Genomic DNA, 15092 nt, shown 5'->3' on the forward strand with positions numbered 1-15092 from the left:
GAACGGCTCGGACGACCGGGCCGGTGTGCAGGCGGGGCGGGAGAGCATGAGCGAGAGCGGGCAGCAGCGGGAGCCGGACCGGCAGCAGCGGGAGCCGGACCGGAACGTCGACAGCGGGAACCCGGACGTCCTGCTCGACATTCCGAAGGTCTCCGTCGACTCCATCCGGCTGGCGGTCGACGGTCTGGAGGCCGACCTGTCGCTGCGGGCCCGGGTGGCCAACCTGCTCCAGGTCGACGCCGGCGTACGCGTGCACCTCAACGGCGGCGAGTTGAACATCGACGGGGTGAACGCCGAGGCGCAGCTGCGGGTGCGGCTGGAGCAGCTGACCAGGATCCTGGGCCGCGCGCTCGACACGCTCGACCACAACCCGCACATCATCGAGGCGCTCGCGCGCACGGCCGGCACCGCCCTCGACGACGTGAACCGCAGCGCCCAGCAGCTGGCCACGGACGCGGCCGACGTCACGACGTCGAGTCGGCGCTTGGGCGGCGTACGCGACGAGCCGGAACGGCAGGTCGGCGCGGCCAGCCCGGTGGCCGACCGCGACCGACTGGCTTCCGCTCGGCCGGATCCAGGTCTGCCGGGCCCAGATCGGCCGGGCGCTGGCCGGCCGGGTGGGGGTCGGCCGGGTGGGGGTCGGTCGGGGGCAGGCTCTGTCGGCTCGGAACGAGGTGCTGGAGGACCCGGGCCGCGAGCTGGCGGCCCGGGGTCAGCGGACCAGGCGCAACCGCAGGGCCAGCACGCGCAGGGCCAGCATCCTCAAGGGCGGCAGCAGGAGGGCCGTGAGCCGGAGGTCGGCGCTCCAGGCGGCAACCGCCCGGAAGGCCAACGGCACGAGGGACCGCGTCACGACGAGGAGAAGCGGCTCGAAGGCTCGGGCGACGGGAAGCGCCCGGGAGCGGCAGGCCGGGACCAGCAGCGCCCCGAGGGACCGGCGGAGGGGGCGGGAGGGTCGGCCGCGAACCAGCCCGGTCGGTCGGCTGGGCCCAGCCCGAGCCCGTCCGGGCATGGCGACGGTGGTCTGCCGGCCGCGGCGCAAAGCGCAGCCCAGAGCGCGGCGCAACTCGCCGAGCAGGCGGGGGAGACGCTGCGACAGGCTGGACGCAGCGTGTGGGAGGCGATCCAGGGCAGCGTGGCGCAGCACCGCCCGCAGGGTCGGCGCGACCACTGACACCCGGCCATCGTGCGTCACCGTCTGCCGCACAGCCGCCACGCAGAAGCCCTCCGCGCTCGTACCAGGGCGTGATCGACTCGGTTTCCTTGAAATCGCGGTGTCGCGAGCGCTGGGATGCCCCGACATCAGGGAAGTCGAGTCGATCACGCGGTCAGGTCAGAAGCCTGGTCCGCGCCAGCGGGAGCCCAGCACCGCTGCCTCGATGCGGAGCAGCAGGCCCGCGATCACCAGCAGGGCGCCGGACACGAGAAACTCGCCGCTGGAATTGACGCCGCTCAGGCCCATGACGAAGAGGGCGCCGCCGACAACGGCGCCGAGGGTTCCGATGGTTTCGACGGTCCCGCCAGGCCTTTTGTCCACGGGCGGGAGCGTAGGTGCGGACGATGAACGCGGGTCGACGATGAGCTGTCGACCAGGGGGTCGGCCAAGTACCGGAAAAGCAAGATCCCCACCTGCGTTTCCGCTGGCGGGGACCTCTGTAGCCCGGCGAAAGGCTATGTGGCCAGGGGCGGGGTCGAACCGCCGACCTTCCGATTTTCAGTCGGACGCTCGTACCAACTGAGCTACCTGGCCGTGTCGCTCGGCTCATGTTACCCGGCAACCGGACGAACCGGCGGCAAGGCGACCTGCTCCGATACGCAGAACGCCGCGCGGGGCGCGGCGTCAGCGCTGCGGTCCTGACGGGACTTGAACCCGCGACCTCCGCCTTGACAGGGCGGCGAGCACTCCAACTGCTCCACAGGACCTAGCTTGTGTTGCTCCGGCTTGCGCCGGTCTTGCCTTGCTCCGGCTTACGCCGGTCGTGCCCCCAACGGGATTCGAACCCGTGCTACCGCCTTGAAAGGGCGGCGTCCTGGGCCGCTAGACGATGAGGGCGGCCCCGCCATCATTGCACATTCGCAACTTCAAGCGGACTTGCTCCCATCCGGCCCCGCCGGAGGCTTGGAAAGCATACGTGATGCCCCGTCGGTCGACAAAATCGGTATCCGCAAGGGGGTGGGGCGGGCCATAACCGCAGGTCAGAGCGGTTCTAGCGGAGCCGGGTGATGCCGAAGCGCTTCTTCAGGTCGGCGATCAACTTGGGGCACGCGGCGAGCGTCGCGGCCCGATTTCCGCCCCCGTCGTGCAGGAGGACGATGCCACCGGGGCGGGTGGCGGTGTGGACCCGTTTGCCGATGGTGGCTGCGGTCGGCTTGTCCCAGTCCTGCGGGTCGACCGACCAGTGCAGCGGACGCATGCCGAGGTCCTTGGCCACCCCGAGCACCTCCGACGTCCACCGGCCGCCCGGCTGCCGGTAGAACGACACCTTCGCGCCGGGGGCGGCCTTCTGGATGGCCTTGTTGGTGCGGTCCAGGTCGGCCCGGATCTCGCCGACGGGTCGCCGGGCAAGATCGAGGTCGTGTCGCCAGCTGTGGTTGCAGAGCTGGTGTCCCTCCCGGACGATCCGTCGGACCAACTCCGGGTGGCGCTGCACCTCGCGACCGACGACGCAGAAGGTAGCTGTCACCTTGGCGGCCTTCAGCTGGTCGAGCACCTTGGGCGTCCAGGCCGGGTTGGGCCCGTCGTCGAACGTCAGGGCCACCGGGCGTACGCCGGTGTTGCGACCCAGGCCGGCGGGGAGCTTGGCCGGCAGCGGCCGCAGTGGCGGCTTGGCCGGCCTGGTGGCGCTGGGGTGCGGCTTCGGGGTGGGCGGTGTGGTCGATTCCACCGGCCGTGGCGCGGCGGCGATGGTGTGGTCCGGTTGGGCACAGCCGGACAGGACCAGCGCCACGGCGAGGACGGACGCCAGGACGGCGCGGGCTTGCATCTGCTCGCTCCCGGGGGGTCGGGGTAGGCGGACCCGCCCGACGGTAGTTCACGCCGCCTGCTGGCGACAGTGCGATCAATCACGCCTCGACTGGTCCAGGGAGTCGCGGACGGCGGCGGAGAGCGAGACCGCCTCGGCCAGGTCGACCGGTCGTACCACCCCGGCGGGCAGCGTGTCGGCTCGCCAGCCGGGGCCGGCGGCGAGCACCAGCAACGGGCGTCGGGGTGCGGCGAGCAGTGCGCTGAGTTGGGTCGGGTCGGCGGTGGCCCGGGTGTGCGACCAGAGCACCACGGCGGCCGGTCCGGTCCGGTTGACCGCCTCGACGAGAGCGGCCACCGGCACCCGGGCGCCGAGCATCCGGTAGCTGACGCCGGCCTCCGCGAGAGCTGCCGCCAACGCCTCCAGCGGCAGTGTGTGCTGCTCCTCGTCGGCGCAGGAGAGCAGGATCCGGGCCGGCCCGGTGGGGACCTTGGCCCGACTGGCCGCCGCGAGCGCCTCCGAGACGCAGCGGGACACCAGGTGTTCCACCTCGATCAGCCCGGCGGTGGCGGCGTGCCGTTCGCCGATGCCGGCGAGCACCGGGCGCAGCAGGCCCTCCCAGGTGGCGACGACCCCGCTGGCGGCCAGCGCGTGCGCGATCGTTTCGCTGATCGCCGCCGCGTCCAGTCGCATGGCGGCCCGGGCCAGTCCACGGGCGGCCGGGCCGGCACGGCCGACCGGGATGGAGCCGCCGCCGTCACGGCCCGTCGGATGGAGCCGGGTGGGGGCGACGACGCCGGTGCCGTTGGGCGTCGGATCCGGTGCCTGGCGGGCCCAGCGGGCCGCCTCGGCGGGGCTCACCCCCTCGGCGGTGAGTCGTCGCATGATCTCGAGGCGGGCCAGATCGCTGGGTGTGTACCGGCGGTGGTGACCGGGGATGTGTTCGCTGGGCCCGAGCCCGTAGCGCTGGTGCCAGGTGCGCAGGGTCGTCACCGCGACCCCCAGCCGGCGTGCGACAGCGCCCGCGCTCAGCGCCTCATCGACCACCCGACCGCTCCGCCGTGTCATCCGCCGAAGATCCGGGCGGGGTCATGGCCGGGCCGGTTGCGCCCGACCCGGACCCCGAGGGGCGTAGCAGCCGGTTCACCACCCCGCCCAGCCAGGGCGCGTACGACCGGGGGTCACGCTGCAGATCGGCCTCCAGCGCGGTGGGGTCGGCCCACCGCAGCTCGGCCACCTCCTCCGGGTCCGGCAGGAGCGGGGCGCTGGGCAGGAACTCGCCTCGCAGCACGTGGTCGTACTCGAACTCGACCCGGCCGGTCGCCGGGTCCTCGGCGTAGTAGACGTAGATGCCGACTTCGGTCAGCTCGACCGGGCCCGCGCCCAACTCCTCGCTCAGCCGTCGGTTGGCCGCCTCGGCGAGCGACTCCCCGGGCTGGGGGTGACCGCAGCAGGAGTTCGCCCAGCGCAGCGGGAACCGGGTCTTGATGGCGGCTCGGCGCTGGAGCAGCACCTGGCCGTCCGGGTCCACCAGCAACACCGAGAAGGCCCGGTGCAGCTGCCCCGGGGGTTGGTGCGCGGCGGCGACGGTCGTCTCGCCGTGGGCCTTGCCGGTCTCGTCGACGAGTTCGACGAGGTGCTTCTCACGGCTGCTCATCGGCCTTCCCCGGTGATCCGGCCGGCGGCGAGCTTGCCGGAGATGAGCACCATCGGCACGCCGACGCCGGGTTGGGTCCCGGAGCCGACGAAGACCACGTTCGACAGGTCGCGGTGCAGGTTGGACGGGCGGAACGGGCCGGTCTGGAAGAGCGTGTGCGCGGCGGCGAACGGGGTGCCAGCGGCCATTCCCTGCTCCTCCCACTCGGCGGGGGTGATCGCCCGGAGCACCTCGACCCCGTCACCGAAGCCGACGTAGCCGCGCTCCTCAAGGGTGCCGATCAGCTGGTCGGTGTAGCGCTGGGTCAGGTCGCCGCGCCACTCGAACGGCGCCCGGTGCAGGTTGGGCACCGGGGCGAGCACGTAGTAGGTGTGCCGGTCCGGCGGGGCCACCGCGGGGTCGGTCCGGCTCGGGTTGGTCACCAGGAGCGACGGATCGGTCATCAGCTCACCCCGTCGGATGACCTCATCGAAGGTGCCCTTCCACGCGCGTCCGAAATGGATGTTGTGATGGGCGATCTTCGCATAGGCCTGTCGGGAGCCGACGTGCAGAACGACGCAGGACGGCGAGTAGGTGAGCCGGCGCTGCGGCGCGGCGGGGAGCAGGTCCCGGTAGGCGACCGGCAGGTCGGGGTTGAGCACCACCACGTCCGCCGGCACCAGGTCGCCGTCGGCGGTGAGTACGCCGGTGGCGCGGCCGTTCACGGTCTCCACCCGGGTCACAGTGGTGTCGTACCGGATCTGCACTCCGTGCTTCTCGGCCGCGCCGGCCATCGCCCTGGAGACCGCGTGGATGCCACCGCGGGGGAAGTAGACGCCGGCCACCGAGTCGAGGTACGCGATGACCGCGTAGATGGCCAGCGCGTCGTGCGGCGCGAGGCCGGCGTACATCGCCTGGAAGGAGAAGATCCGCTGGGTACGCGGGTCCCGGAAGAACTGGTTGATCTTCGTCTGGAGGCGCCGGAAGGCCCCGCCGCTGAGCAGCTTGAGCAGGTTGCCGGTGATCAGGTCGGTCGGCGCGTCCAGGTTGCGCTCGATGAAGTCGGTGCGCTCCAGCCGCCACAGCTCCCGCGCGTACTCGACGAAACGCAGGTAGCCGTCGGCCTCCCGGGGACCGCAGACCCGGGAGATCTCGGCCGCCATCCGGGTGGTGTCGGTGAGCACGTCGAGGGTGGAGCCGTCCGGGTAGTAGGCCCGGTAGGCGGGATCCAGCGGGGTCAGGTCGAGCCAGTCGTGCAGCTCCTCGCCGACCGCGCCGAGCGCCTCGGCGATCAGGTCGGGCATGGTGAGCACTGTCGGGCCGGTGTCGAACTCGTAGCCGTCCACGCCGAGGCGTCCGGCCCGCCCGCCGGGCACCGGTTCGCGCTCCAGCACTGTCACCTGTCGACCGCTGCCGGCCAGGTGCAGCGCGCAGGCGAGCCCGCCCAGCCCGGCACCGACGACCACCACCCGGTCCGTCCGTCCTGTCACCGTCCGCACGTGACCACCTCCTCGCTCAAGTCGCTCATCAGGCCCGCCGGTTGGCTGCGGCGGTGGCCAGCCCGGTCAGCGCGGTCCGCGCCGTCTGGTCCACGGGTGCGGCGTCGAGCGCGGCCAGCGCGTCGCCGACCCGCTCGGCGATCATCTGCTCAACCCGGGTCACCGCGCCGGTCTCGGCGACCAGCCCGGCGAGCGTGTCGACAGGCCCGTCGGCGGCCCGCTCCAACGCGGTGAGCTGGGCCGGCGTGGCCAGCTCCCGGGCCAGCATGAGCAGCGCGGTCGGCTTGCCGGTGCGGAGGTCGTCCCCGGCCGGCTTGCCGGTGGCAGCCGGGTCGCCGTAGACGCCGAGCAGGTCGTCGCGGAGCTGGAACGCCTCGCCGACAGCCAGGCCGTAGCGGGTGTACGCCGAGACCAGCTGGTCGTCGGCGGGCACCCCGGCCAGGCAGGCCCCGAAGAGCAGTGGCCGCTGGACCGTGTAGCTGGCGGTCTTGTAGCGCGCCACCCGCAGCGCCCGGTCGACGGACCAGCTGCCCGGGTCGTTCTCGCCGAGCACGTCGAGATATTGCCCGGCGACCGTCTCCACCCGCATCTGGTCGTAGCAGCGGCGCACCTCGAAGAGTCGTGCCGACGGCACCGACGCGTGGGCCAGCAACTGGTCGGCCCAGACCATGCAGAGGTCGCCGATGAGCACGGCGACGGCCTCACCGAACCGGCCGGGATCGCCTCGGTGGCCGGCGGCGACGTGCTGCTCGGCGAGCGCGACGTGTGCGGTGGGCCGGCCGCGGCGGGTGGTGGACGCGTCCATCACGTCGTCGTGCACCAGCGCGAAGGTGTGCAGCAGCTCCAGCGCGGCCAGCGCGGGCAGCACGGGTGGCAGCGCCTCGGTGCCGCCGACCGCCCCGCGCCAACCCCAGTAGGCGAACGTGGACCGGATCCGCTTGCCGCCGGTCAGGACGGCCTCCCGCGCGGTGGCGGCAAAGCTGCCCATCGATGTATCGATGTCGTTGAGGGTGTCGACCTCGGCGGTGAGGAAGGTGTCCAGGGTCTCGTCGACCGCCGTGACCAGATCGTGGGTGTATGCGGCCAGAACGGCGCGGACCGGATCGTCCCCGTCCCCTGGCCCTGCCGGCGCCACGCGGGTCACGTTGCCCGCAACTGCGTCGTTGGCCATGCGGCTGAGCGTACCCTAGGCTACGAGTTGCGTCGATTGGTGCGTCGATAAATGGAGGAGGGCCGGTGGAAACTGATCTCACCGCTGCCTATGACCGGTGCCGTGAGCTGCACAAACGCCACGGCCGCACCTACTATCTCGCCACCCGCCTGCTCCCCGCTTGGAAACGACGACATGTGCACGCCCTCTACGGGTTCACGCGGTACGCGGACGAGATCGTCGACCGCACCGAGGACCTTCCGCCGGCCGAGCGGGCGGCCCTGCTGGACCGCTGGGCCAGCCAGTTCGTGGCCGGTCTGCACGGTGCGCCGGTCGACGACCCACTGTTGCCGGCCGTGCTGCACACCATCGCCGTCTTCGATCTCGACCGGGACGACTTTGCGTCGTTTCTGAAGAGCATGGCAATGGACCTCACCGTCACCGCCTACCCGACCTACGACCACCTGCTCGACTACATGGAGGGCTCGGCGGCGGTCATCGGCACCATGATGCTGCCGATCCTGGGCAGCTCCGACCCGGCGGCGGCCCGGGAGCCGGCCCGGCAGCTCGGCTTCGCGTTCCAGCTCACCAACTTCATCCGGGACGTCGCCGAGGACCTCGACCGGGGCCGCACCTACCTGCCGGACGAGGACCTGGCGAAGTTCGGGGTCAGCCGCGAGGAGCTGGCCGAGGCCCGCGCCCGGGGTCGCGGTACGCCCCGGATCCGCGAGCTGATCGAGTACGAGGTGACCCGCGCCCAGGCGCACTACGCCGCCGCCGCACCGGGCATCACCATGCTGGCGCCCGCCTCGCAGGCCTGCATGCGCACCGCGTACGCGCTCTACGGCGGCATCCTCGACGAGGTGGCCGCGCAGGACTACGACGTCTTCGTCCGGCGGGCCCTGGTGCCGCAGCGTCGACGGATGGCGGTGGCCGCGCGGGCCCTGCTCAGCTCGACCGGTACGCCGGTCGTCATCCCCGGGCCGACGATCCAGCCGGAGAGCCGGTGACCGCGAGCACGGCGATCGTGCTCCTCACCCGCGACCTGCGGGTGCACGACCACCCGGCGCTGGCCACCACCTGTGCGGCCTTCGACCGGGTGGTGCCGCTGTACGTGCTCGACCCGGCGCTGGCCGACCGCTCCGCCAACCGCACCCGCTTCCTGCACCAGGCCCTCGCCGACCTGCGCGCCCAGCTCCGTGACCGTGGTGGCGACCTGGTGGTCCGGCACGGCGACCCGGTGGCCGAGACGATCCGGCTGGCCGACGAGGTCGGTGCCACAGCCGTCGCCCTCTCGGCCGACGTCAGCCACTACGCGGTCCGCCGGGAGCGGCGACTACGCGCCGAGTGCGAGCGGCACCGGCTGCACCTGCGACTGTTCCCCGGGTTGACAGTGGTCGAGCCGGGCGCGTTGCGTCCCGGTGGCGGCGGTGACCACTACCGGGTGTTCAGCCCGTACCACAGGGCCTGGGCCGCGAACCGGTGGCGTGAGGAGTTGGCCGCGCCGCACCGGATCGCGCTGCCCGACCGGGTGAGCGTGGGCCGGCTGCCGGCGCTGCCGGCCGGCGACTCGCCGGACGCGGCCACCGGCGGCGAAAGGATCGCCCAGGCGCGGCTCACCGACTGGCTGCCCGACCTGCCCCGGTACGGCGATCAGCACGACGACATGGCCGGCGACGACACCTCCCGACTCAGCCCGTACCTGCGCTTCGGCTGCGTGTCACCGCTGGCGGTGGCGAACCGCGCCGGGGACCGGTCCGGCCCGTTCGTCAGGCAGCTCTGCTGGCGGGACTTCTACTACCAGGTCACCGCCGCCTTCCCGGAGATCTCGACAACGGCGTACCGACGGGGTGCCACCGAGCAGTGGCGCTACGACGACGACGCGTTGGCGGCCTGGACCGAGGGACGCACCGGGATGCCGATAGTCGACGCCGGGATGCGGCAGCTGCGGACGCAGGGCTGGATGCACAACCGGGCGCGGCTGATCACCGCCAGCTACCTGACGAAGCACCTCGGGCAGGACTGGCGGTCCGGGGTGGCGGTGTTCTTCCGCTGGCTGCTCGACGGCGACGTGGCGAACAACTCCGGCAACTGGCAGTGGGTCGCCGGCACCGGCAACGACACGAAGCCCTACCGGGGGTTCAACCCGGTCCGGCAGGCCGAACGGTACGACCCGGACGGCGACTACGTGCGCCGGTGGGTGCCGGAGCTGGCGGGGGTGCAGGGCAAGGCCATCCACCAACCGTGGAAACTGCCCGAGGCGCTCGACTACCCACCGCCCCTCTCGGTACCGGGCACCGACCCCGTCTGGCTGCGCTGATCAGAGCACCGAGTGCAGCGCCTCGACCAGCTCGTCCACCCGGTCGTGCTCGGCGAGGTGCGCCGTGGCGTACGCGAAGGTGTAGCCCCGCTCCGGGTCGGCCCACGCGCTGCTGCCGCCGATGCCGCCCATGCCCCAACTGCCGTCCGGCTCCCACTGCATACCCAGCGTCCAGTGGGCCGGGCGGTCCAGCACCAGGTCCGGCCCGTCGTACTGGACCCCTGTCGCCTCCGCGACCAGATCCGCGCTGAACAGCCGAACCCCGTCCAGGACACCGCCGGCCAGCAGACCGGTGTAGAGCCGGGCCAGGCTGGGCGCTGTGGCGTGCAGGTTGACCGCGGGCACCTCCCCGCCCCGCCACAGCGGGCTGTTCAGCACGGCCAAGTCCAGCCCGCCGGCCGGGTTGCCCATCGCCCGCGCCCGCATCGAGCCGGGCTCACCGAGCGCCCGGGTCGGCCATCCCGGGTCGCCGTACCGCAGGTCCGCGCAGCGCAACTGGTCCGCCTCGGTCAGCCCGAAGCCGAGGTCGAGTTGCCACCGGTCGGCGATCTCCTCGGCCAGGAAACGGCCCACCGACCGTCCGTCGACGCGGCGGACCACCTCGCCCACCAGGTGCCCGTACGTCCAGGCGTGTTCCCCGGCGACAGTGCCCGGCGACCACTCGGGGTCGGCGGCGGCCAGGTCGCCGGTGAGCAGCGCCCAGTCGGTGATCGCGGCGGCCGGTCGCGGCACCGGGAAGGCCGGCAGCCCGGCGGTGTGCGACAACACCTGACGGATTGTGGCGGGAGTGCGGAACTCCGGCCAGTACCGGTCCACTGCCGCGTCGAGATCGACGCTTCCCCGATCGACGAGCAGCAACAGGCAGAGCGCGGCCACCGGCTTGCCGACCGAGTAGACGTTCACCAGCGTGTCCGGCAGCCACGGCTCGCCGCCCGGCCCGTGGCCGCGGCGCGAGCCGCCGACCAGGTCCACTACCGGCTGCCCGTCATACCAGATGGTCAGGGCGGCGCCGGTCTCCCGGCCGGAGGCGAGCAGGTCGTGGAAGCAGTCCCGGACCGGAGCGAAGCGTGCGTGCATCCGGCCACGGTAGGCGTCCGGGCCGCTGCGCGTGCCGACTTTTCCGCCGACCCCGGTGGTCGGGGTGGTCTCGCTGGGGGATGCTGTTCGGTGTGGCGGAGCCGGAGCTGGTGGATGTGGTCGTGGTCGGGCTCGGAGTCGGCGGCGAGGAGGTGGCCGAGCGACTTGCCGAGGCCGGCCTGAGCGTCGTCGGCGTCGAACGGGATCTCGTCGGCGGGGAGTGCCCGTACTGGGGCTGCATCCCGAGCAAGATGATGATCAGAGCCGCCAACGCGCTCGCCGAGGCCCGCCGGGTCGACGGGCTCGCCGGCACCGCCCAGGTCCAGCCGGACTGGGCGCCGGTGGCCAAGCGGATCCGCGAGGAAGCCACCGACACCTGGGACGACACGGTCGCCGCGGAACGGTTCATCGGCAAGGGCGGCCGGCTAGTGCGGGGCAGCGGCCGGCTCGACGGTCCACGCCGGGTCCGCGTCGGGGACCAGGTCTTCGAGGCCCGACACGGGGTGGTGCTGGGCACCGGCACCCGTCCGTCGGTGCCGCCGATCGACGGCCTGGCCGACACGCCGTACTGGACCAACCACCAGGCGATCGAGGCCGAGGAGCTGCCGGAGTCGCTGCTCATCCTCGGCGGTGGCGCGATCGGCCTGGAATTGGCGCAGGTCTTCGCCCGCTTCGGATCCCGGGTAACCGTGGTCGAGGCACTCGACCGGGTGCTGGCCATCGAGGAACCCGAGGCGTCCGAGGTCGCCGCCGCGGCGCTGCGCGCCGACGGCGTGGAGATCCACACTGGGGTACGCGCCGAACGGGTCGAGCACGACGGCACCAGGTTCACAGTGCGCGGTGGCGGTGGCACGGAGTTCACCGCCGAACGGTTGCTGGTGGTGACCGGGCGCAAGGCCCACCTGGCCGAGCTGGGCCTGGACACCATCGGCCTGGACGCCGGCCAGCGCTACCTCCCGGTCGACGACCGTCTGCACGTCACCGACCACGTCTGGGCGGTCGGCGACCTGACCGGCGAGGGCGCCTTCACCCACATCGCCATGTACCAGGCGGGGATCGTGATCGCCGACATCCTGGCCCGCGCCCGGAAGGCGAAGGCGGGAGCGGACGCCAGCGGCACCTCCAGCGTGGTCGGCGGAGCGATGGGCGCGTCCAGCTCGCTGGCCGCCAGCGGGTCCAGCGGATCTGCCGGCACGGTCCCGCGCGCCGACTACCGGGCGCTTCCCCGGGTGACCTTCACCGATCCCGAGATCGGCGCGGTCGGGCTCACCGAGCAGCAGGCCCGCGACCGCGGCATCAACGTGCAGGTGGGTTTCACCAAGCTCGGCAGCTCGACCCGAGGCTGGATTCACCGGGTCGGCGACGACGGTTTCATCAAGCTCGTCGCGGACGCCGACCAGGGCGTACTGATCGGCGCGACCTCGGTCGGCCCGGCCGGTGGTGAGGTGCTGTCCGCGCTGGTGGTGGCGGTGCACGCGGCGGTGCCGCTGAGTCAGCTCCGGCACATGATCTACGCGTACCCGACCTTCCACAGGGCCATCGAAACCGCCCTACGCGACCTGTCCTGACCCAGCCCTACGCGGCGATCGAGCAACCGGCCAGCAAACGCTGGACAATTTGCTGTTCATTTCTTTCATGCAGGTGACGTACGATTGCGACCGTGACCAAGCGGTTGACGGAAGTTGCCAAGAAGGCGGGCGTCAGCGAGGCCACCGTCAGCCGGGTGCTCAACGGCCGCGACGGGGTCTCCGAGGCGACCCGGACGGCCGTGCTGACGGCGCTGGACGTGCTCGGTTACGAGCGGCCGACCAAACTGCGCGGCGAACGAGCCCGGCTGGTCGGGCTGGTGCTGCCGGAGCTGCAGAACCCGATCTTCCCGGCGCTGGCCGAGGTGGTCACCGGCACGCTGGCTCAGCGCGGCTACACCCCGGCGCTCTGTGCCCGGACCATCGGCGGCGTCTCCGAAATGGACTACGTGGAGATGCTCCTCGACCACCAGGTCTCCGGGGTGATCTTCGCTGGTGGCTCGTACGCGCTCGCCGACGCCAAACACGACCACTACCGTCGGCTGACCGACCGGGGGCTTCCGGTCGTGCTGGTCAACGCTGGTGTGGACGAGCTGGTTTTCCCCCGGGTCTCCACTGACGACGCGGTGGCGGTGGAGCAGGCGTACGGGCATCTGCGCTCGCTCGGGCACGAACGGATCGGGATGGTGCTCGGCCCGGAGGGGCATGTGCCGTCCCGGCGCAAGCTCGACGCGATGATGAAGGTCGCCGGCTGGGACGAGGGCGACGTCGAGTGCGTCGAGCGCTCCAGCTTCTCGATGGAGGGGGCGCGGGTCGCCGCCACGAAGTTGGTCGAGCGGGGCGTGACCGGCATCATCTGCGCCAGCGACGTACTCGCGCTGGGCACGATCCGCGCGGCCCGGCGGTTGGGGCGTTCGGTGCCAGCCGACGTGTCGGTGGTGGGTTACGACGATTCCGCGTTCATGACGTGCACCGATCCGCCGTTGACCACTGTGCGGCAGCCGATCGAGACGATGGGGCAGGCCGCAGTGGATCTGCTGGTCACCCAGATCGAGGGTGCCGGTGTGCTGCAGGACGAGCTGCTGTTCGAGCCGGAGTTGGTGGTGCGGGGTTCCACAGCGCCCGCCCCCGGCCGTTAGGCACCATCCCGAACGACGCTTCGGCCGTCGACCGCTCTCGCGGTCGGCGGCCGTTTTCGTCGTTGCTCGCACCGTCGGCATCGACCGGGTCGAATGACCCGCCATAACGGTGCAAAACTTGGCAAAAGGGCCTGCTTTCAGATCCTTGCCAACATCTGTCGTCATCACGTCGTGTCCTTTCGGAACAGGGTCGATACCTTGCCGAAATGAGTCGGCCTCGCTACAGTGACTCCACTCACACCTGGCTCCGACGCAGCTACTGGGCGTCAGGTCGTATCACCGCAGATCAGCGAAGGTCATTGGAGACACCCGTTCCCGAAGGGATGGACAGATGTCCGTACCGCAATACCGAAAGGCTGCGGCGGTTGCGCTCGTGGCCGGCCTGGGGCTCAGCCTCACGGCATGCTCCACGAAGAGTGACGACAAGGGCTCGACCGCCGGTGGCAAGGTCACCATCACCGTCGACTGCCAGCCGGTCGGCGCCCAGAAAGAGCTGTTGAAGAACTGGAACGACGACGTCGCCGAGTTCCAGAAGCAGAACCCGGACATCACCATCAAGAGCGTCAGCGTCGGCGAGCAGTGCAACAACCCGCCGGACTTCACCGCCCGCCTCGCCGGCGGCACCGTGACCGACGTGTTCTACGGGTACATGACCGATCTCCAGCAGGTGCTCGACTCCGGTCAGGCGATGGACATCTCCCCGCACGTCAACAAGGACGCGATCCCCACCTGGGACAGCGTCGACCCGGCGCTCAAGGAGGTCTTCACCGACGGCGGCAAGCTCTACGCCGTTCCGGTGAAGAACTACTCGATGGGTCTGGTCTACAACAAGGCCCTGTTCCAGCAGGCCGGGCTCGACGTGAACAACCCGCCCAAGACCTGGGCCGAGGTCCGGGCCGCCGCCAAGAAGATCTCCGCGCTCGGCAACGGCATCGCCGGCTACTCGGAGTACAGCGCCGGCAACACCGGCGGCTGGCACTTCACCTCCCTGCTCTACTCGCAGGGCGGCCGTGTGCTGACCGAGGACGGCAAGAAGGCCGACTTCAACAACGCCATGGGCAAGCAGGTCCTGCAGAACCTCAAGGACATGCGGTACGGCGACAACAGCATGGGCGCCCGCCAGCTGCTGCAGTGGGGCGACCTGCTGACGAACGCCGGCGCGGGCAAGGTCGGCATGTTCATCGGCGCGCCGGACGCCACCCAGGCGATCGTCAGCCAGTTCCAGGGCAAGTTCCAGGACTGGGCGATGGCTCCGCTGCCCGGCCAGGACGGCGCGGCGAAGGGGACGCTCGGTGGCGGCGAGGGCTACTTCTTCAAGAAGGACCTCACGCCCGAGCAGGTCAAGGCCGGTCTGAAGTGGATCGCGTACCAGAAGCTCACCCCGGGCAAGGGCCAGTTCGACTACGTCCGGGCCAAGCCGCAGAACTACCCGGTGGGTCTGCCCCAGCCGCTGCTCTTCGCCAACGGCAGTGACGCGCAGAAGCAGGAGCTGGAGCTGCGGAAGGCGAACGCGAACGTCGACACGGCGAACTTCGCGCTCTTCGAGGCGACCCCGGTTCCGATCAAGGGTGAGCCGCGCAACGCCCAGGCCGTCTACGCGGTGCTCGACGCCGCGATGTCGGGTGTGCTGACCAACCCGAACTCGAACATCGACGCACTGCTCAAGACCGCCGAGGAGAAGGTCAACCAGCTCCTCGCCGCCGAGAGCTGACCGATCGTGTGGGGGTCGGGACGCCGACCCGACCCCCACGCCACCCGCACCACATCTCGACGTCACCGACT

Annotated in this window: 13 protein-coding genes and 3 tRNA genes; 6 read left to right on the forward strand and 10 right to left on the reverse strand. The window is 71.4% G+C overall.

The window, feature by feature from the left end; genetic code table 11:
- Positions 1–46: 46 nt before the first annotated feature.
- Positions 47–1174, forward strand: coding sequence for a hypothetical protein (locus IW249_RS10385; RefSeq protein ID WP_196925109.1), 1128 nt, complete (start codon positions 47–49; stop codon positions 1172–1174).
- Positions 1175–1333: 159 nt separating this feature from the next.
- On the opposite strand, the gene IW249_RS10390 is transcribed toward IW249_RS10385, so the two are convergent.
- From IW249_RS10390 to IW249_RS10430, 9 genes are all read right to left on the reverse strand, one after another.
- Positions 1334–1537, reverse strand: coding sequence for a hypothetical protein (locus tag IW249_RS10390; RefSeq protein ID WP_196920542.1), 204 nt, complete (start codon positions 1535–1537; stop codon positions 1334–1336).
- Between the two features lie 139 nt (positions 1538–1676).
- A tRNA-Phe gene (locus tag IW249_RS10395) sits at positions 1677–1750 on the reverse strand.
- Between the two features lie 99 nt (positions 1751–1849).
- A tRNA-Asp gene (locus tag IW249_RS10400) sits at positions 1850–1923 on the reverse strand.
- A 57-nt stretch (positions 1924–1980) separates the two neighbouring features.
- A tRNA-Glu gene (locus IW249_RS10405) sits at positions 1981–2053 on the reverse strand.
- 154 nt (positions 2054–2207) lie between these two features.
- A complete protein-coding gene (locus IW249_RS10410) occupies positions 2208–2984 on the reverse strand; it encodes a polysaccharide deacetylase family protein (protein WP_196920543.1) in 777 nt (258 codons plus the stop codon).
- Between the two features lie 75 nt (positions 2985–3059).
- On the reverse strand, positions 3060–4010 hold the full coding sequence (locus tag IW249_RS10415; RefSeq protein ID WP_196924724.1) for a MerR family transcriptional regulator: 951 nt from the start codon (positions 4008–4010) through the stop codon (positions 3060–3062).
- Positions 4000–4620 (reverse strand): isopentenyl-diphosphate Delta-isomerase, encoded by a 621-nt coding sequence (gene idi, locus IW249_RS10420; protein ID WP_196920544.1) that lies wholly within the window; start codon positions 4618–4620, stop codon positions 4000–4002. The genes IW249_RS10415 and idi overlap by 11 nt, the downstream gene beginning before the upstream one ends.
- Positions 4617–6098 carry a phytoene desaturase family protein gene (gene crtI / locus IW249_RS10425; protein ID WP_196920545.1) on the reverse strand — a complete coding sequence of 494 codons (1482 nt, stop codon included), beginning with the start codon at positions 6096–6098 and terminating at the stop codon, positions 4617–4619. The genes idi and crtI overlap by 4 nt, the downstream gene beginning before the upstream one ends.
- A gap of 28 nt (positions 6099–6126) precedes the next feature.
- Positions 6127–7269, reverse strand: coding sequence for a polyprenyl synthetase family protein (locus IW249_RS10430; RefSeq protein WP_196920546.1), 1143 nt, complete (start codon positions 7267–7269; stop codon positions 6127–6129).
- 65 nt (positions 7270–7334) lie between these two features.
- Between IW249_RS10430 and IW249_RS10435 the strand changes: the two genes are divergently transcribed.
- Both IW249_RS10435 and IW249_RS10440 read left to right on the forward strand, forming a co-directional pair.
- The gene (locus IW249_RS10435) at positions 7335–8258 is read left to right on the forward strand and encodes a phytoene/squalene synthase family protein (protein WP_196920547.1); all 924 of its coding nucleotides are present in this window, start codon (positions 7335–7337) and stop codon (positions 8256–8258) included.
- Positions 8255–9568: a cryptochrome/photolyase family protein gene (locus IW249_RS10440; protein WP_196920548.1), complete on the forward strand. Its 1314-nt coding sequence runs from the start codon at positions 8255–8257 to the stop codon at positions 9566–9568. The genes IW249_RS10435 and IW249_RS10440 overlap by 4 nt, the downstream gene beginning before the upstream one ends.
- Here the strand turns inward: IW249_RS10440 and IW249_RS10445 are convergent, their stop codons facing one another.
- Positions 9569–10645 (reverse strand): serine hydrolase domain-containing protein, encoded by a 1077-nt coding sequence (locus IW249_RS10445; RefSeq protein WP_196920549.1) that lies wholly within the window; start codon positions 10643–10645, stop codon positions 9569–9571.
- 80 nt (positions 10646–10725) lie between these two features.
- Here IW249_RS10445 and IW249_RS10450 point away from each other — a divergent pair, with 80 nt between their 5' ends.
- The 3 genes from IW249_RS10450 (at position 10726) to IW249_RS10460 (ending at position 15021) form a co-directional block, all read left to right on the forward strand.
- Positions 10726–12213 (forward strand): dihydrolipoyl dehydrogenase family protein, encoded by a 1488-nt coding sequence (locus tag IW249_RS10450; protein ID WP_196920550.1) that lies wholly within the window; start codon positions 10726–10728, stop codon positions 12211–12213.
- Positions 12214–12305: 92 nt separating this feature from the next.
- Positions 12306–13310 carry a LacI family DNA-binding transcriptional regulator gene (locus IW249_RS10455; protein WP_196920551.1) on the forward strand — a complete coding sequence of 335 codons (1005 nt, stop codon included), beginning with the start codon at positions 12306–12308 and terminating at the stop codon, positions 13308–13310.
- 331 nt (positions 13311–13641) lie between these two features.
- A complete protein-coding gene (locus tag IW249_RS10460; RefSeq protein ID WP_196920552.1) occupies positions 13642–15021 on the forward strand; it encodes an ABC transporter substrate-binding protein in 1380 nt (459 codons plus the stop codon).
- Positions 15022–15092: the final 71 nt, after the last annotated feature.

It is taken from the genome of Micromonospora vinacea (assembly GCF_015751785.1).
In the GTDB taxonomy this organism is placed as follows: Bacteria; Actinomycetota; Actinomycetes; order Mycobacteriales; family Micromonosporaceae; genus Micromonospora; species Micromonospora vinacea.